The organism is Pseudomonas sp. LD120 (genome assembly GCF_009861525.1).
Taxonomy (GTDB): domain Bacteria; phylum Pseudomonadota; class Gammaproteobacteria; order Pseudomonadales; family Pseudomonadaceae; genus Aquipseudomonas.
Window position 1 is genome coordinate 1,489,500 of record NZ_WVHL01000003.1, and the last position, 17,112, is coordinate 1,506,611.

14 protein-coding genes are annotated in these 17,112 nt (G+C 65.3%); 8 read left to right on the forward strand and 6 right to left on the reverse strand.

Features of this window, described 5'->3' with window-relative positions:
• The first annotated feature begins 82 nt into the window (after window positions 1–82).
• The gene (locus PLD_RS12675) at window positions 83–1,048 is read left to right on the forward strand and encodes a fatty acid desaturase family protein (RefSeq protein ID WP_159893070.1); all 966 of its coding nucleotides are present in this window, start codon (window positions 83–85) and stop codon (window positions 1,046–1,048) included.
• On the opposite strand, the gene PLD_RS12680 is transcribed toward PLD_RS12675, so the two are convergent.
• The 4 genes from PLD_RS12680 to PLD_RS12695 all read right to left on the reverse strand — a co-directional run bounded on the left by PLD_RS12680 (window position 991) and on the right by PLD_RS12695 (window position 5,624).
• A complete protein-coding gene (locus PLD_RS12680) occupies window positions 991–1,212 on the reverse strand; it encodes a hypothetical protein (protein WP_159893072.1) in 222 nt (73 codons plus the stop codon). The genes PLD_RS12675 and PLD_RS12680 overlap by 58 nt on opposite strands.
• A 90-nt stretch (window positions 1,213–1,302) precedes the next feature.
• Window positions 1,303–3,042 (reverse strand): dipeptidase, encoded by a 1,740-nt coding sequence (locus tag PLD_RS12685; protein WP_159893074.1) that lies wholly within the window; start codon window positions 3,040–3,042, stop codon window positions 1,303–1,305.
• 210 nt (window positions 3,043–3,252) lie between these two features.
• Window positions 3,253–4,497, reverse strand: a complete 1,245-nt coding sequence (locus PLD_RS12690; RefSeq protein WP_159893076.1) for a saccharopine dehydrogenase family protein — start codon at window positions 4,495–4,497, stop codon at window positions 3,253–3,255.
• Between the two features lie 29 nt (window positions 4,498–4,526).
• Window positions 4,527–5,624 (reverse strand): carboxynorspermidine decarboxylase, encoded by a 1,098-nt coding sequence (locus tag PLD_RS12695; RefSeq protein WP_159893078.1) that lies wholly within the window; start codon window positions 5,622–5,624, stop codon window positions 4,527–4,529.
• Window positions 5,625–5,988: 364 nt separating this feature from the next.
• On the opposite strand from PLD_RS12695, the gene PLD_RS12700 reads away from it, so the two are divergent.
• From PLD_RS12700 to PLD_RS12730, 7 genes are all read left to right on the forward strand, one after another.
• Window positions 5,989–7,314: an NAD(P)/FAD-dependent oxidoreductase gene (locus tag PLD_RS12700; protein WP_159893080.1), complete on the forward strand. Its 1,326-nt coding sequence runs from the start codon at window positions 5,989–5,991 to the stop codon at window positions 7,312–7,314.
• Window positions 7,314–7,724, forward strand: coding sequence for a RidA family protein (locus PLD_RS12705; RefSeq protein WP_159893082.1), 411 nt, complete (start codon window positions 7,314–7,316; stop codon window positions 7,722–7,724). The genes PLD_RS12700 and PLD_RS12705 overlap by 1 nt, the downstream gene beginning before the upstream one ends.
• Window positions 7,725–7,794: 70 nt before the next feature.
• The gene (locus tag PLD_RS12710; protein ID WP_159893084.1) at window positions 7,795–8,472 is read left to right on the forward strand and encodes a DUF1028 domain-containing protein; all 678 of its coding nucleotides are present in this window, start codon (window positions 7,795–7,797) and stop codon (window positions 8,470–8,472) included.
• Entirely contained in the window at window positions 8,465–9,628 is a 1,164-nt protein-coding gene (gene argE, locus PLD_RS12715) for an acetylornithine deacetylase (RefSeq protein WP_159893086.1), read from the forward strand. Before PLD_RS12710 ends, argE begins: the two co-directional genes overlap by 8 nt.
• Before the next feature lie 217 nt (window positions 9,629–9,845).
• A complete protein-coding gene (locus PLD_RS12720; RefSeq protein ID WP_159893088.1) occupies window positions 9,846–11,336 on the forward strand; it encodes an aldehyde dehydrogenase in 1,491 nt (496 codons plus the stop codon).
• 116 nt (window positions 11,337–11,452) lie between these two features.
• Complete coding sequence (locus PLD_RS12725; protein WP_159893090.1) at window positions 11,453–12,901, forward strand: APC family permease; 1,449 nt, start codon at window positions 11,453–11,455, stop codon at window positions 12,899–12,901.
• A gap of 2 nt (window positions 12,902–12,903) precedes the next feature.
• Window positions 12,904–14,316 carry an aspartate aminotransferase family protein gene (locus tag PLD_RS12730; RefSeq protein WP_159893092.1) on the forward strand — a complete coding sequence of 471 codons (1,413 nt, stop codon included), beginning with the start codon at window positions 12,904–12,906 and terminating at the stop codon, window positions 14,314–14,316.
• Between the two features lie 223 nt (window positions 14,317–14,539).
• Here PLD_RS12730 and PLD_RS12735 read toward each other — a convergent pair whose 3' ends face one another.
• Together PLD_RS12735 and PLD_RS12740 are read right to left on the reverse strand one after the other, a co-directional pair.
• On the reverse strand, window positions 14,540–15,673 hold the full coding sequence (locus PLD_RS12735; RefSeq protein WP_159893094.1) for a branched-chain amino acid ABC transporter substrate-binding protein: 1,134 nt from the start codon (window positions 15,671–15,673) through the stop codon (window positions 14,540–14,542).
• A gap of 136 nt (window positions 15,674–15,809) precedes the next feature.
• On the reverse strand, window positions 15,810–17,069 hold the full coding sequence (locus PLD_RS12740; RefSeq protein ID WP_159893096.1) for a methionine gamma-lyase: 1,260 nt from the start codon (window positions 17,067–17,069) through the stop codon (window positions 15,810–15,812).
• Window positions 17,070–17,112 lie beyond the last annotated feature (43 nt).

The following is a 17,112-nucleotide window of genomic DNA, read 5'->3' on the forward strand; positions in this document are numbered from 1 at the left end:
ACCAGGCTGGCGCAGCGCGCCAGCGGCCTGCGGCTGGCCCCGCCCCGCACTTTGCTCACCCCACGCCAAGGAAGCCTCCGCCGTGCCTCAGCCTGAACCCCGCGCCGGCGACAACCGTCCGCTGCGTGCCTTTGTCCCCGAGGCCGAGCTGTTCGTGCTCAAGCCGCGGATCGCCGTGCTGGCCCTGCTGGCGGACTGGGGCCTGATCGCCGCCGCGTTCAGCGCCGCCGCGCTCTGGCCGCACCCGCTGACCTACCTGGTGGCGGCGTTGCTCATCGCCCGCAGCCAGCTGGCCCTGGCGGTGCTCATGCACGAGAGTGCCCACGGCCTGCTGCTGCGCGGGCAGGCGCGCAATGATGCCGTGGGGCAGTGGTGTGCGGCGGGCCCGCTGTTTCTGTCCATGGCGACCTACCGTGCCGGCCACCTCAAGCATCACCGCCAGCCGATGCTGCATGACGATCCGGTGATGGCGGTATTCGGCATGGGGGATTACCCGCTGCCGCGGGGCAAGCTGGTCAGGCGCTTGCTGGCGGATCTGCTGGGGGTGGGTTACGTCATCAGTGCCTGCCGGTTTGCCCGGGGCGACTACCGCGCCATCATGCCCAAGGTCGAGAAATCCGTGGGGCTGCGGTTCTCGGAGATTCTTTCCATGCTGCTGGGCAATGGCCTGCTGTTCGGCCTGCTGGCCTGGAGTGGGCACCCCTGGCTCTACCCCGGCCTGTGGCTGCTGCCAGCGATTACCCTGTTGCCGCTGCTGGGCCGGGTGCGGGCGATCATGGAGCACGCTGGCCTGCCGGCCCATGCCGACCAGAGCCAGAACGCCCGCAGCATCGTGCGGCCAAACTGGCAGACCTTCCTGTTTGGCCCCCACGCCATTCACTACCACATCGAGCACCACCTTTACGTGCGCGTGCCGTTCTACCACCTGCGCGGCCTGCACCGGCAACTGGCCGCCGCGCAGTTGCTGCCTGAGGGCAATCTCTACCAGGGTTATGGCGAGGTGCTGCGGGATGTCAGCGACCCGGCGTTGAAGCCCCCAACGGCCTGATAGTCCAGGCTGCCCACGCTCGTGTGCCCCGAGCGCTGCTCGATGAATGCCTGCAGCTGCTGAATGTTCATGGGCTGCCCGAACAGCCGGCCTTGGGCGTAGTGCACGCCATGCTTGTGCAGCAGATCGCGCTGGACCTGGTTTTCGACGCCATCGGCAAACATCTGCAGGCTCAGGGAGCAGGCCTGCTGCAGGACCACCCTAGAAGGAGTAAGGCCATCGGACCCGCCCTTGCGGCGGGTCCGACGCTGGCGTCAGAGCTTGGGCAACTGGCCGATGCGGCCCATCATTTCGGTGACGATCTGCAGGTCCAGCAGGAACTGCTCCCGGGTCTTGAACTCGTTGTCGGTGTGGCCGGTGTACTTGGCCTCGGGCCGCGCCAGGCCGAACTGCACGCCGTTGGGCAGTTCATGCACCGAGGTGGCACCGGCGGAGCTGCCGAACGTATGCGCCATGCCCAGGTTCTCGCTGGCCACCGCCAGCAGCGCCTTGACCCATTCACCCTCGGGGTTGCGGTACATCGGTTCGGCGATCTTGGTGTCGATGTTCACGGCCACGCCGCTCTTCTTGCTCCAGGCCGCCAGTTTGTCGCTGATTTCGCCCTTCAGCACTTCCGGGGTCTCGCCCTTGGGCACCCGCAGGTTGACCGCCAGCTTGAGGTTTTGCTCATCCACGCTGACCAGGGTCGGCGAGGTGGTCAGCGGGCCCATGAAGTCGTCGGAAAAACCGATGCCCAGCTGCTTGCCCAGGTAGTCCAGCCCCCAGTTGTCGGCGGCGTAGCGGGCGGCGTCGGTAAAGGCGTTGTGCTTGAGGGCCACCTTGCCGTCCAGGCTGTTGATGAAATCCAGCATCCGCGCCACCGGGTTGACCCCGGACTCGGGCTCGGAGGAGTGGGCCGAGACGCCGGTGACGGTCAGTTGCACGTCCTGGCCCTGCACCTTGGTCGCGACCTGGAAGTTGCCGCCGTGCTGCTTGACGTACTCGGCGCCGGCTTTTTGCAGGCTGGCAGCCAGTTGCGCCGGGTCGCCGCTCTTCAGGGTGGCCACCGAGGTGGACGGGATCTGGTTGGTCGCCAGGCCACCGGTGAGGTGGGTGATCTCGGCGCCCTGGCCTGCGGCGGCGCGCCGGGCAAAGGTGGCCATCACCGTGCCGTAGCCTTTCTCGGCGATCACCACCGGGTAGCCGCCGTCCAGGGCCAGGTTGTAGTCGGGCACCGGGTTGTGCTCGAAGTAGTAGGGAATGGCGTCGCCGCTGGTTTCCTCGGTGGTGTCCACCAGCAGCTTGAAGTGGCGCGCCAGGGGCAGTTGCTCTTCCTTGATGATCTTCATCGCGTAGAGCGCGACGACGATGCCGTTCTTGTCATCCTCGGTGCCGCGGCCGTACAGGCGGTCGCCGATCAGGGTGACTTTGAACGGGTCGAGGCGGGTGCCGTCTTCGAGCACCCAGTTTTCCGGGGTCACCGGCACCACGTCGGCGTGGGCGTGGATGCCGACCACTTCCTGGCCGGCGCCCTCCAGGGAGATCTCGTAGACCCGGTTGTCGATGTTGCGAAAGTTCAGGTTGAAGCTCTTGGCCAGCGCCTGGATCTTCTCGGCGATCTTGAGGAACTCGGGGTTCTGGTACTGCGGCACGCCGTCGACGTTGAAGGTGGGGATGGCCACCAGTTCGCGCAGGGTGTCGGTGGCGGCCTTGCCGTACTTGATCCGGGCGTAGATCCCCAGCAGGCGATGGATTTCGTTCTGCTGTTCGGCGTTCAGGGATTTTTTGTCGAGGAAGGCGGCGATGGCCGGCCCCAGGTTGGCGCTCTGGCCCGTTTCGCTCTTGGCCAGGGCACCGAGGAACTGGCGGAAGTCGCCGGCCGGGGCGTCACTGAAGGTCTTGAGGATGGCCGCGCTTTGCTGCGGGGTGATGTTGGCTTGGGCACTGCTGGTGAACGCGGACAGGCTGGCGAGCATCAGGGTGGCCGCAGCCAGGTGCTTGAGAGAGAAATCCATTACGTAGGGCATTCCTTTGCAGGGAGTGAGTAGGGAATGTCTGATCGATCAGACAGAAACCTGCTCAAGCTAACACTGCGAAGGAGGAGGGCGGGAGCCCCGCCTGTGAGATCTGTCGCACAGAACGGCAAAAGCGACGCGCCATCGACCATGGCGAAAGGGCTGTAACAGCGGGCGCCGTTGCCGGCGCCCGCTGTGGCTGGAGCTAGATCAGAGGGCGGCGTCCCAAGGACGATCGCCATGTTCGTCCTTGATCCGGGTCGGCAGGCCCATCACGTCCAGCGCCTTAAGGAACGGCTCGGCGGCCAGCTCCTCGACGTTGACCATGCGCTGCACGTCCCATTCACCACGGGCCACCAGCAGGGCGGCCGCCACGGGCGGCACGCCGGCGGTGTAGGAAATGCCCTGGCTGTCGGTCTCGGCGTAGGCTTCTTCGTGGTCAGCCACGTTGTAGATGAAGACTTCGCGCGGCTGGCCGTCCTTGGTGCCCTTGACCAGGTCACCGATGCAGGTCTTGCCGGTGTAGCCCGGGGCCAGGGAGGCCGGATCAGGCAGCACCGCCTTGACCACCTTGAGCGGCACCACTTCCAGGCCTTCGGCGGTCTTCACCGGCTGCTCGGAGAGCAGGCCGAGGTTGCGCAGCACGGTGAACACATTGATGTAGTGCTCGCCGAAGCTCATCCAGAAGCGCACGTTGGGCACGTCGAGGTTCTTCGACAGCGAGTGCACTTCGTCGTGGCCGGTCAGGTACAGGTTTTGCGAGCCGACCACGGGCAACTCGTCGGTGCGCTTGACTTCGAACATGGTGTTGCTGGTCCACTGGCTGTTCTGCCAGCTCCACACCTGTCCGGTGAATTCGCGGAAATTGATTTCCGGGTCGAAATTGGTGGCGAAATATTTGCCATGGGATCCGGCATTGACGTCAAGAATGTCGATGGAATCAATGCGGTCGAAATGCTGTTGTTTGGCCAGGGCGGCATAGGCGTTGACCACGCCCGGATCGAAGCCCACGCCGAGAATGGCGGTGACGTTCTTCTCCTTGCATTCTTCGAGGTGCTTCCACTCGTAGTTGCCGTACCAGGGTGGCGTCTCGCAGATCTTGCCCGGCTCTTCGTGGATCGCGGTGTCCAGATAGGCCACGCCGGTATCGATGCAGGCACGCAGCACCGACATGTTGAGGAAGGCGGAACCGACGTTGATGACGATCTGCGACTCGGTTTCGCGGATCAGCGCCTTGGTCGCCTCGATGTCCAGCGCGTTGAGCGCATAGGCCTTGATTTCAGCAGGCTGTTTGAGGCTGCCCTTGGCCTTGACGCTGTCGATGATGGCCTGGCATTTGGAGATGTTGCGCGACGCGATGGCAATACGACCGAGTTCGTCGTTGTGCTGCGCGCACTTGTGGGCCACCACCTTGGCGACACCTCCTGCACCAATGATAAGAACATTCTTCTTCAATTTATTTACGTCTCCTCGTGTCTGTCCGCTCAGGAAAGGCTGGACAGGTAGTCTTCGAAACCAAACTCGCGAACCACTTCAACGCTACCATCGAGTTGTTTCACAACGATGGACGGCATTTTCAGACCGTTGAACCAGTTCTTTTTGACCATGGTGTAACCCGCTGCGTCGATGAACGACAGTCGATCGCCGATGGCCAGCGGACGATCAAATTGATACTCGCCGAAGATGTCTCCGGCCAGGCAGGACTTGCCACAAATCATGTAGCTGTGTTCGCCGCTGCTGGGTGCCAGCTTGGCATTCAGGCGGTAGATCAACAGGTCCAGCATGTGCGCTTCGATGGAACTGTCCACCACCGCCAGGTGCTTGCCGTTGTACAGGGTGTCGAGCACGGTCACTTCCAGGGACGCGCTCTGGGTGATCGCCGCTTCGCCCGGCTCCAGGTAGACCTGCACGCCGTACTGCTCGGAGAAGGCCTTGAGGCGCGCGCAGAAGGCGTCCAGGGCGTAGTCCTCGCCGGTGAAGTGGATGCCGCCGCCAAGGCTGACCCACTCCACCTTGTGCAGCAGGTGGCCGAAGCGCTCCTCGATGGTGCTCAGCATCTGGTCGAACAGGCCGAAGTCGCCGTTCTCGCAGTTGTTGTGGAACATGAAGCCGGAGATCTGCTCGATCACGCCTTCGATCTTCGCCGGGTCCCATTCGCCCAGGCGGCTGAACGGCCGGGCCGGGTCGGCCAGCAGGTAGTCCGAGCTGCTCACCTGGGGGTTGACCCGCAGGCCGCGGACCTTGCCCGCGCTGGCCTCGGCAAAGCGCTGCAGTTGGCTGATGGAATTGAAGATGATCTTGTCGCAGTTGGCGAGCATGTCTTCGATCTCGTCGTCGGCCCAGGCCACGCTGTAGGCGTGGGTCTCGCCGGCAAACTTCTGCCGGCCGAGCTTGAGTTCGTACAGCGACGAAGAGGTGGTGCCGTCCATGTACTGCTGCATCAGGTCGAACACCGACCAGGTGGCGAAGCACTTGAGGGCCAGCAAGGCCTTGGCGCCGGACTGCTCGCGCACGTAGGCGATCTTTTGCATGTTGCTCAAAAGCTTCTGCTTGTCGATGAGGTAGTACGGCGTCTTGATCATTTCAGGGTCTCCGGCAGGGCCAGCCAAAAAGGTACGCATTGTGCCCTCAGTGCCTGCAGATCGAAAGCTCGGAAACGTATTTTTGACGGGTAATTATCTGAATGGTCTTGTTGATTAATCTGATCTGGTTGGGTCAGTCAGCGCCCGTCACCGCCCCCCGAGGGGGCTCGCGCCAGCCGGCTGAGGCCGCGCCCCGCCGGCGTTTGCGCTGCCTCGCTTTTTCTTATCCAGGGAGCACATTTTTAATAATTTTCCTTCGTCGACGTCTGTCGCACCATCTGCCGCATCCGACTTATCCCGGGTTTCGAACCGCGTGTGCCAGGCCTTGCGGCCGGCGCCCATCGTCTCGCAGAAGGACACAGACATGACTGTAGAACACATACAAGTGGACACCCTGGTGGTAGGCGCGGGTCAGGCCGGGGTGGCCATGAGCGAGCACCTGAGCACCCTCGGCGTGCCCCATCTGGTGCTGGAGCGCAACCGGGTCGCCGAAGCCTGGCGCACCGGGCGCTGGGATTCGCTGGTGGCCAACGGCCCGGCCTGGCATGACCGTTTTCCGGGGCTGGAGTTTGCCATCGAGCCGGACGCCTTCGCCGCCAAGGATCAGGTGGCGGACTATTTCGAAGCCTACGCCCGGCACGTCAATGCGCCGATCCGCACGGGTGTCGAGGTGCGCAAGGTCGTACGCAATGTCGGGCGCCCGGGGTTCACCGTCGACACTTCCCAAGGGACAATCCAGGCCAATCGCGTGGTGGCCGCCACCGGTCCTTTCCAGCGCCCGGTGATTCCGGCGATCGCGCCCCAGGATGCCCAGGTTCATCAGTTGCACTCCGCCGAGTACCGCAACCCGCAACAACTGCCCGACGGTGCGGTGCTGGTGGTGGGCGCGGGGTCGTCCGGGGTGCAGATCGCCGATGAATTGCAGCGCGCCGGGCGTCAGGTCTATCTGTCGGTGGGCCCCCACGACCGGCCGCCACGGGCCTATCGCCAGCGGGATTTCTGCTGGTGGCTCGGGGTGTTGGGGGAGTGGGATGCGGAGATCGCCAAGCCCGGTCGCGAACACGTGACCATCGCCGTCAGCGGCGCCCGTGGCGGTCAGACCATCGACTTCCGTGCCCTGGCCCAGCAGGGCATCACCCTGGTGGGGTTGACCCAAGCCTTCGCGGGCACAGGGGTGACCTTTCAGGCCGACCTGCAGGACAACCTGGCCCGTGGCGACGAGAACTACCTGGCGCTGCTGGACGCCGCCGATGCCTACATCGCCCGCAACGGTCTCGACCTGCCGCCGGAGCCCGAAGCCCGGCGGCGCCTGCCGGACCCGGACTGCGTCAAGCAGCCGATCCTCGAACTGGACCTGCAACAGGCCGGCATCACCTCGATCATCTGGGCCACCGGTTACGCCGTGGATTTCTCCTGGCTGCAGGTCGACACTTTCAGCGAGCAGGGCAAGCCGTTGCACCAGCGCGGCGTGTCCCGCGAGCCCGGGGTGTACTTCCTCGGTTTGCCCTGGCTGTCGCGCCGTGGTTCGTCGTTTATCTGGGGGGTGTGGCACGACGCCAAACACATCGCCGACCACATTGCGACCCAGCGCAAATACCTGGCCTACAGCCAAACCCAGCAGTCCTCGACGCAGACTTCGGCGCAACCAGAGACGCCGATCCACAACCTCGACCGCATGGGAGCCCACTGATGCCTACTCATACCCGTATTCGCATGTTCAACACCAAGGACACCTATCCCAACCAGTCCCTGGACAATGACCTGTGCCAGGCGGTGCGTGCCGGCAACACGGTGTACGTGCGCGGTCAGGTCGGCACTGATTTCGCCGGTCGGCTGGTGGGCCTTGGCGACCCGCGGGCCCAGGCCGAGCAGGCGATGAAGAACGTCAAGCAACTGCTGGAAGAGGCCGGCAGCGATCTGAGCCACATCGTCAAGACCACCACCTACCTCACCGACCCGCGCTACCGCGAGCCGGTCTACCAGGAGGTGGGCCAATGGCTCAAGGGCGTGTTCCCGATTTCCACCGGGCTGGTGGTCTCGGCCCTCGGCCAGCCGCAGTGGCTGATGGAGATCGATGTGATCGCGGTGATTCCCGAGTGACACCTGTGCGGTTGTTTCCAGCGGCGCCGCATCGAGCGTCCATGTGGGCCCAGTGGGCCAAGGAGTTTGCATGACCTTTTCCATCGTTGGCCGTTGTGCCGAAACCGGCCAGTTGGGCATCGCCATCAGTTCGTCGAGCATCGCCGTCGGCGCCCGTTGCCCCTGGGTGCGGGCCGGAGTGGGGGCGGTGGCCACCCAGAACGTCACCCTGCCGGCCCTGGGGCCGCAGATCCTCGACCTGCTGGAACATCAGAAACTTGAGCCCGCCGCCGCCCTGGATCGGGCCCTGGGCCACAACGGCTGGAGCCAGTACCGCCAGGTGACGGTGATCGACGGCCAGGGTCGCACGGCGCTGTTCAGCGGCCAGCAGGCTTTGGGCACCCACAATGCGCTGGCCGGCGAGCAGTGCGTGGCCGCCGGCAACCTGCTGGCGCACGCCGGGGTCATCCAGGCCATGGTCCAGGCGTTCGAACAGACGCCGGGGATTCTGGTCGAGCGCCTGCTGGCGGCCATGCACGCGGCCATGGCCGCCGGTGGCGAGGCGGGGCCGGTGCATTCGGCGGCGCTGAGCGTAGTGGACGACCTGACCTGGCCCATCGTCGACCTGCGGGTGGACTGGGCCCAGAGCGATCCCATTGGCCAGCTCGCCAGCCTGTGGCAGGCCTACCGGCCGCAGATGCAGGACTACCTGACCCGGGCCCTGGACCCCACGGCGGCCCCCAGCTACGGAGTGCCGGGCAATGAGTGAGCGGTCGAGCCGCGAGCTGTTGGCGCAACTGGTGGGCTTTGCCACGGTCAGTCGCGACTCCAACCTGGAGCTGATCGGCTTCATCCGCGACTACCTGGCCGACTTTGGCATCCACAGCGAGCTGATCTACAACCCCGAGCGCACCAAGGCCAACTTGTTCGCCACCCTGGGGCCGGATGACCGGGGGGGCATCGTGCTGTCCGGGCACACCGACGTGGTGCCGGTGGACGGTCAGGCCTGGAGCGTCGAGCCGTTTGTCTTGAGTGAGCGCGAAGGGCGGTTGTACGGCCGTGGCACCGCCGACATGAAGGGCTTTCTCGCCTCGGTGCTGGCGGCAGTGCCGGGCTTGACCCGGCGGCGCCTGCACCTGCCGCTGCACCTGGCGTTTTCCTACGACGAGGAGGTGGGCTGCCTGGGCGTGCGACCGATGCTCGAACGTTTACGGCAGCGGCCACACCCGCCGCTGCTGTGCCTGATCGGCGAGCCCACCGAGCTGCGCCCGGTGCTCGGGCACAAGGGCAAGCTGGCGATGCGCTGTCAGGTGCGCGGCGCGGCCTGTCATTCGGCCTATGCGCCTTACGGGGTCAATGCCATTGAGTACGCGGCGCGGCTGATCGGCAAATTGGGGGACATCGGCCGCCAGTTGGCGCAACCCGAGCACCATGATCCGCGCTTCGATCCGCCGTTTTCCACGGTGCAGACCGGCACCATCCAGGGTGGCCGCGCGCTGAACATCGTGCCGGCCGAGTGTCAGTTCGATTTCGAGGTGCGCACCCTGCCAGGCCATGACGCCCAGGCCGTGGTGGCGCAGTTGCAAGGCTATGCCGACGCCGAGCTGGTGCCGCAGATGCAGGCGCGACAGGCCGACACCGGGATCGCCTTGCACCCCTTGAGTGCCTACCCGGGGCTGGCCACCGCCGCCGACAGCGAGGCCGCCGAACTGCTGGCGCTGCTCAGCGGTTCGCGGCAATTTTCCACCGTGGCCTTCGGCACCGAGGGCGGGCTGTTTCATCAGGCGGGCATCCCCACGGTGGTCTGCGGCCCGGGCAGCATGGACCAGGGGCACAAGCCGGACGAGTTCATCAGCCTTGAGCAACTGCATGCCTGCGACGCCATGCTGCGACGCCTGGGGGATTGGCTGGAGCGTCCGACCTGACCTTGCCCAGCGGTTGACGGGCTCCGTTTCACGCCCCAGGCCATCTCCCGGATGGCCTGGGCGTTGGCGTTTGTGCGGCCCGGCCCAGGGCCTTGGCTACAGAGCTTTTTCATGGTGCCGGAGCATATTTTTAGTATTTTTCCTCTGGCTCGCGGTGACGCACCATCCTCCCTACCTAACAACCAGGCCGGTACAACGGCCGACGAGGGAGTGCAGCGTGTTCGATCTCGGTGACTGGCAGCGACGAGCTGCCCAACAGACATTCATTGACCAGGCGCTGATCGGCGGCCAACGGATGGCCGCCCAGTCCGGCGCCACCTTCGATGCCGTCAACCCCGCCACCAATCAACGCTTGGCCCGGGTCAGCGCCTGTGGCGCCGCCGAAGTGGACCTGGCGGTGGCCGCCGCGCGCCGGGCCTTCGAGCAGGGGGCCTGGGCGCGCATGGCCCCGGTGGAGCGCAAGAAAGTCCTGCTGCGCCTGGCCGAACTGATGCTCGCCCATCGCGAGGAACTGGCGCTGCTGGACAGCCTGAACATGGGCAAGCCGGTGATGGACGCCTGGAACATCGACGTGCCCGGCGCCGCTCACGTCTTCGCCTGGTACGCCGAAAGCCTCGACAAGCTCTACGATCAACTGGCCCCCGGCGCCCGCAACCGCCACGCCAGCATCCGCCGCGAGCCCCTGGGGGTGATCGGCGCGGTAGTGCCCTGGAACTTCCCCCTGGACATGGCCGCCTGGAAGCTCGCCCCGGCCCTGGCGGTGGGCAACTCGGTGGTGCTCAAACCTGCCGAACAGTCGCCGTTCTCGGCCCTGCGCCTGGCCGAACTGGCCCTGGAGGCCGGGTTGCCGGAAGGGGTGCTCAACGTGGTGCCGGGCCTGGGCGCCGAGGCCGGTCGCGCCCTGGGCTTGCACCCGGATGTGGATTGCCTGGTGTTCACCGGCTCCACCGAGGTGGGCAAGTGCTTCATGCAGTATTCGGCGCAATCCAACCTCAAGCAGGTCTGGCTCGAATGCGGCGGCAAGAGCCCGAACCTGGTGTTCGCCGACTGCCAGGACCTGGCGTTGGCCGCCGAGAAGAGCGCCTTCGGCATCTTCTTCAACCAGGGCGAGGTGTGCTCGGCCAACTCGCGGCTGCTGGTGCAGCGCAGCATTCATGACGAGTTCGTCGAGCGCCTCAAGGCCAAGTCCCGGGACTGGCGCCCAGGCAACCCGCTGGACCCGGCCAGCCGCGCCGGGGCCATGGTCGACGCGCGCCAGACCGCTCGGGTCATGGCCTATGTCGAGGGCGCCCGGGAGCAGGGCGCGCAACTGGCCTGTGGCGGCCGTCAACTGAGCATCGATGGCAGCGACAACTACATCGAGCCAACCCTCTTCACCGGCGTGAGTCCACAGATGAGCATCGCCCGGGAAGAAGTGTTCGGCCCGGTGCTGGTGGTGACCCCGTTCGACGATGAAGAGCAGGCCATTGCCCTGGCCAATGACAGCGTTTATGGGTTGGCCGCGTCGCTGTGGACGGACGACCTCAACCGTGCCCATCGGGTGGCTCGGCAGTTGCGGGCCGGCACGGTGTCGGTGAACACCGTGGACGCCCTGGACGTCACCGTGCCCTTTGGCGGCGGCCGGCAATCGGGTTTCGGTCGCGACCTGTCGCTGCATGCCTTCGACAAATACACCCAACTGAAAACCACCTGGTTCCAGTTGCGCTGAAAACCACGCTAAGCCTTGCCGGCCCGTCTGTCGGCCCCGCGGTGGCGCTGGCAAGGCGCCGCCGTACCTGGCGCCTGGACGCCAGGCTCACAACAATAAAAAACGGAGTGTGTGCCATGACTGCAAATGTCTCCATCGGGGGCGTAAGCCCCCTGCAACGCGGTGGTTTGCGCCGAGTCCTGGGCTTGGGGTCGCTGGTGTCGGTGGCCGTTGGCCTGGTGGTGTCCCAGGGGGTGATGGTGTTGATGCTGCAAGGCGCGGGAATGGCCGGGCTGGGCTTCTTCATCCCGCTGCTGCTGGCCTACCTGCTGGCGCTGACCTATGCCTTGTCGTTCTCCGAACTGGCGCTGATGGTGCCCCGGGCCGGCAGCCTGAGCAGCTACACCGAAGTGGCCATCGGGCATTTCCCGGCGATCCTCGCCACCTTCTCCGGCTACATGGTGGTGGCGATGTTCGCCCTGTCCGCCGAACTGCTGCTTCTGGACCTGATCATCGGCAAGGTCTACCCCGGCGCGCTGCCGCCGATGCTGGTGGCCTACAGCGTGCTCGGGCTCTTCACCTTGCTCAACCTGTTGGGCATCGACGTGTTCGCCAAGCTGCAGACGCTGCTGGCCCTGGTGATGGTGGTGGTTTTGCTGACCCTGGGGCTGGGCGCCATCGGCAGCCCCCAGGCCGACCTGCAACTGCCGCTGGACCAGGGCTGGAACCCCATGCAAGTGGGGGCCCTGGCCTTGGCGGCAATGGCCATCTGGGGCTTTGTCGGTGCCGAATTCGTTTGCCCGCTGGTGGAGGAGACCCGCAACCCGGAACGTAATATCCCGCGTTCGATGATCATCGGCCTGAGCATCATCTTCCTGGTGATGACCCTGTATTGCCTCGGCGCACTGCTGTGCATCCCCCGTGAGCAACTGGCGAGCAACCCGCTGCCGCACTTCCTCTTCGCCACGTCGGTATTGGGCGAGTCCGGCAAGCTGTTTCTGGTGGGCGCGGTGATCACCGCCACCTGCAGCACGGTCAACTCGTCCCTGGCGGCGTTGCCGCGCATGCTCTACGGCATGGCCCAGCACGGCCAGGCCTTTCCCCAGTTCAAGCGCCTGAGCCCACGCACCCGTACACCCTGGGTGGCGGTGCTGTTCATCGCGGCGCTCACCGGCCTGCCCGTCCTGCTGCTGGGCCAGGACCCGGATGCCATCAGCCTGTTGCTGTTGGCCGCGGCCCTGGCCTGGCTCTTGGCCTACATCATTGTGCACATCGACGTGATCGCCCTGCGCCGGCGCTATCCCGAGGCGCCACGGCCGTTCCGTTCACCCTTCTACCCCTGGCCCCAGGTGCTGGGCATCGTCGGCATGCTGTTTGCGATCTATCACGTTTCACCGTCGCCGCAGATGACCACGCGGATCTTCGGCAGCGCCGGGGTGGTGCTGGGGGTGGTTTCGTTGATCGCCGTGCTCTGGATCAAGCTGGTGATGCGCAAGCCACTGTTTGTTCCCGAGCCGCTGTTGCCCCTCGAACCGGGGCCTGCTGCAACCTCTTCCCTTGAACCCACTTGCCGTGCAGGAGAATGACCATGAGCGCTTCCAACCCTCAGCCAGACAACGCCCCGCAACGCAGTACCGAGGACTATCAGGCCCTGGACGCCGCGCACCATATCCACGCCTTTCTCGACCAAAAGGCGCTGAACGCCGAAGGCCCGCGGGTGATTGTCCGTGGCCAGGGCCTGCACCTGTGGGACAACGACGGCCAGCGCTACCTGGACGGCATGTCCGGGCTGTGGTGCACCAACCTCGGCTACGGCCGCAAGGACCTGGCGGCCGCCGCTACCGCCCAGCTGGAACAGCTGCCGTACTACAACATGTTCTTCCACACCACCCACCCGGCGGTGGTGGAGCTCTCCGAGCTGCTGTTCAGCCTGTTGCCCGGGCACTACAGCCACGCCATCTACACCAACTCCGGCTCCGAGGCCAACGAGGTGCTGATCCGCAGCGTGCGCCGTTACTGGCAGATCCTCGGCCAGCCGCAGAAGAAGGTGATGATCGGCCGCTGGAACGGGTACCACGGCTCGACCCTGGCCGCCACCGCCCTGGGCGGGATGAAGTTCATGCACGACATGGGTGGCTTGATTCCGGATGTGGCGCACATCGACGAGCCCTACTGGTTCGCCCACGAAGGCCACCTGACCCCGGCTGAGTTCGGCCTGCGCTGCGCCCGCCAACTGGAAGAGAAGATCCTCGAACTGGGGGCCGAGAACGTCGCCGGTTTCGTCGCCGAACCCTTCCAGGGCGCCGGCGGCATGATCTTCCCGCCAGAGAGCTACTGGCCGGAAATCCAGCGCATCTGCCGCCAGTACGACGTGCTGCTGTGCGCCGACGAAGTGATCGGTGGTTTCGGCCGCACCGGCGAGTGGTTCGCTCACCAGCACTTCGGTTTCGAGCCCGACACCCTGTCCATCGCCAAGGGCCTGACCTCCGGCTACATCCCCATGGGCGGGCTGGTGCTGAGCAAGCGCATCGCCCAGGTGCTGGTGGAGCAGGGCGGGGTGTTCGCCCACGGCCTGACCTATTCCGGGCACCCGGTGGCCGCCGCCGTGGCCATCGCCAACCTCAAGGCTCTGCGCGATGAAGGGGTGGTGACCCGGGTCAAGCACGACACCGGCCCCTACCTGCAGCAGTGCCTGCGGGAAGTGTTCGGCAACCATCCGCTGATCGGCGAGATCCAGGGCAGCGGGCTGGTGGCGGCCTTGCAGTTCGCCGAGGACAAGGCCAGCCGCAAGCGCTTCGCCAACGAGAACGACATCGCCTGGCGCTGCCGCACCCTGGGCTTCGAGGAGGGGGTGATCATTCGCTCGACCCTGGGGCGGATGATCATGGCCCCGGCGCTGGTGGCGACCCGCGGCGAAATCGATGAGTTGATCGACAAGACCCGGCGCGCGGTGGCGCGCACGGCCCGGGAGATCGAGAGCGGGCAGTTGCCGACGGCCTGAGGACGGGCCGCAGGCGAGCGGCTGACGCCGTGCTAAAAGCACCACACCCCGCCAGCGTCGAACTCTGGCGGGGTGTGGTGTTTTCGCCATGGCTCGGGGGGAGCCATGGCCTTCTACCGGGCGCGGTCGGGGCCCGTCATCGGTGGTCAGGGTTCAGAACCCAAGGTTCAGAACCTGCCGTTTCGAACCTAACGTTCAGAACCGCGCCGCGCCCTTTACCGGCTTACAGCCCGGCGTTTTCTGCCGCGACGCTCTTCGGCTTGCCGTAGTGCCATTCATAGACCACGAACTGGAAGTCCTTGAGGTCACCTTTCTCATCGAAGCTCAGGTCACCGGTGGGGGTCTTGAAGGTGCCGGCGTGGATCGCTTCGGCGACTTTCTCCGGGTCTTCGCTCTTGGCCGCGGCGATGCCCCCGGCAATCACTTCCACGGCCGAGTAGGACGGCAGCACGAACGGGCCCGTGGGGTTTTCCTTCTTGGCTTGAAAGGCTTCCACCAGGGCTTTGTTGGCCGGGTCTTGGTCGAAGGACTTAGGCAGGGTTACCAGCATGCCTTCAGAGGCGTCCTTGGCGATCTGCGAGATCGAGTCGTTGCCCACGCCTTCAGGTCCCATGAAGCGTGCGCTCAGGCCCTTTTCCTTGGCCTGGCGCAGCAGCAGGCCCATTTCCGGGTGGTAGCCGCCGAAGTAGACGAAATCGACGTTGGCCTGCTTGAGCTTGGCCAGGATCGACGAGTAGTCGCGCTCGCCGACGTTGATGCCTTCGAACATCGCCACCTTGATGCCTTCCTTGCCCAGGATCTCCTTGACCGAGCTGGCGATGCCTTCACCGTACTGCTGCTTGTCGTGCAGCACCGCAACATTGGTCGGCTTGAGTTTGGCGATGTAGCGAGCCGCCGCCGGGCCCTGGGCGTTGTCCAGGCCGATGGTGCGGAACACCATCTTGTAGCCCCGCGCAGTCAGCTCCGGGCTGGTGGCGGCCGGGGTGATCATCACGATGCCTTCGTCTTCATAGATGTCCGACGCCGGCTGGGTGGAGCTGGAGCACAGGTGCCCGACCACGAACTTGACGCCGTCATTGACCACCTTGTTGGCCACGGCCACCGCTTGCTTGGGGTCGCAGGCATCGTCGTATTCCACGGCCACCAGTTGCTTGCCGTCGACGCCACCCTTGGCGTTGATCTGCTCGATGGCCATGCGCGCGCCGCTGAATTGCATGTCACCGTATTGCGCCACTGGGCCAGTCTTGGCCCCGGCGATGCCGATCCGGATGCTGTCGGCGGCCAGGGAATGGCAGGCCAGGCCGGCCAGGATCATGGCGCTGAGCAGTCGGGTGGCGTTGTTATTGATACGACTCATATGTTGTTCCACTCCTGTGGGTAACGATTCAAAAGGGTGTTGCGGGTGTTGCGTAGACCGCTGATGCCCCACCGCCAGTGACGCATCGGCAACGGGTGGTTGTAGAGCGCACAAGCCGGGGCGGTACTGACCCAGCTCAAGGCATTGTTGTGCCGACGCGGCTCAGGCCCTCAAGGGACGCAGGCGTTGTCGCGCATTGAGCGCTGGTGGCCAGTGCCTGGGCGACGTCGGCCAGCAGGTCGGCGATATCCTCCAGCCCCACCGACAGGCGCACCAGGCCTTCGGCAATACCGTGTTCGGCGAGCTCCTGCGGGGTGTAGGTGGAATGGGTCATGCTCGCCGGGTGCTGGGCCAGGGACTCGGCGTCGCCCAGGCTGACTGCTCGACTGAACAGTTGCAAGGCGTTCATGAACCGCCTGCCCGTGTCCAGGCCGCCCTTGAGCTCAAAGGCGATCATGCCGCCGGGCAGTTTCATCTGCCGCGCGGCCAGGGCGTGTTGGGGAAAAGACGGCAAGCCGGGGTAGGCCACCGATTGCACCAGCGGATGCGTTTGCAGGTACTGGGCGATGGCCAGGGCATTGCTGCAGTGGCGGTCCATGCGCAGGGCCAGGGTCTTGATGCCACGCATCAACAAGAAGGCATCCTGGGGCGAGAGCACCGCGCCGGTCAGATCCTTGAGCCCTTGCAAGCGAATCCGCTCGGCCAGGTCCTGGCGCGTGACGACGATGCCGGCGGTGATGTCGCCGTGGCCACTGAGGTATTTGGTGGCCGAATGCAGCACCAGGTCGGCGCCCATTTCCAGAGGCCGTTGCAGGTAGGGCGTGCAGTAGGTGTTGTCCACCGCGAGGACGATATTGGCGTGTTGACGGGCAATGTCGGCCATGGCGGCGATGTCCACCAACTGCATGTTGGGGTTGGCCGGGGACTCGCAATAGATCATCCGCGTGGCGGGGCTGATGGCGGCCCGCAGGTTGCCCAGATCGCTCATGTCGACGTGGCGTACCTTGATCCCAAACTCGGCGAGGCCATGGTGCAGCAGGGCGAAGGTGCAGCCATACAGCGTGCGGTTGACGATGATCTCGTCGCCGGGGCGCAGCAGGGTCCACAGGGTCGCGGCAATTGCGCCCATGCCGGAGCCGAAGGCCACCGCCGCCTGGCCGTTTTCCAGGGCCGCCATGCGCGACTCCAGCAGCGCCAGGGTCGGGTTGCCGATGCGCGTGTAGAAGTAGCCGGGTTCCTGGCCGGCAAAGCAGCCGGCGCCGTATTCAGCGGTGGCGAAGGTAAAGGTGGACGTCAGGTAGATCGGCGGTATCAGCGCGCCCTGGTGTTGCTGCGGGTCGTAGCCGTGATGGATGGCGCGGGTGGAGAAACCAAGGTCACTGTTTTTATTGTTCATGGTGAAGGCTCCCGGATTTGCTCTAATGCTATGCTCAAATTCA

What these genes read in the sequence shown, in the direction of transcription:
- PLD_RS12680 (WP_159893072.1), bottom strand. Translation starts at nt 1,212, where the DNA reads ATGTTTGCCGATGGCGTCGAAAACCAGGTCCAGCGCGATCTGCTGCAC.
- PLD_RS12685 (WP_159893074.1), bottom strand. Translation starts at nt 3,042, where the DNA reads ATGGATTTCTCTCTCAAGCACCTGGCTGCGGCCACCCTGATGCTCGCC.
- PLD_RS12695 (WP_159893078.1), bottom strand. Translation starts at nt 5,624, where the DNA reads ATGATCAAGACGCCGTACTACCTCATCGACAAGCAGAAGCTTTTGAGC.
- PLD_RS12700 (WP_159893080.1), top strand. Translation starts at nt 5,989, where the DNA reads ATGACTGTAGAACACATACAAGTGGACACCCTGGTGGTAGGCGCGGGT.
- PLD_RS12705 (WP_159893082.1), top strand. Translation starts at nt 7,314, where the DNA reads ATGCCTACTCATACCCGTATTCGCATGTTCAACACCAAGGACACCTAT.
- PLD_RS12710 (WP_159893084.1), top strand. Translation starts at nt 7,795, where the DNA reads ATGACCTTTTCCATCGTTGGCCGTTGTGCCGAAACCGGCCAGTTGGGC.
- argE (WP_159893086.1), top strand. Translation starts at nt 8,465, where the DNA reads ATGAGTGAGCGGTCGAGCCGCGAGCTGTTGGCGCAACTGGTGGGCTTT.
- PLD_RS12725 (WP_159893090.1), top strand. Translation starts at nt 11,453, where the DNA reads ATGACTGCAAATGTCTCCATCGGGGGCGTAAGCCCCCTGCAACGCGGT.
- PLD_RS12730 (WP_159893092.1), top strand. Translation starts at nt 12,904, where the DNA reads ATGAGCGCTTCCAACCCTCAGCCAGACAACGCCCCGCAACGCAGTACC.
- PLD_RS12735 (WP_159893094.1), bottom strand. Translation starts at nt 15,673, where the DNA reads ATGAGTCGTATCAATAACAACGCCACCCGACTGCTCAGCGCCATGATC.
- PLD_RS12740 (WP_159893096.1), bottom strand. Translation starts at nt 17,069, where the DNA reads ATGAACAATAAAAACAGTGACCTTGGTTTCTCCACCCGCGCCATCCAT.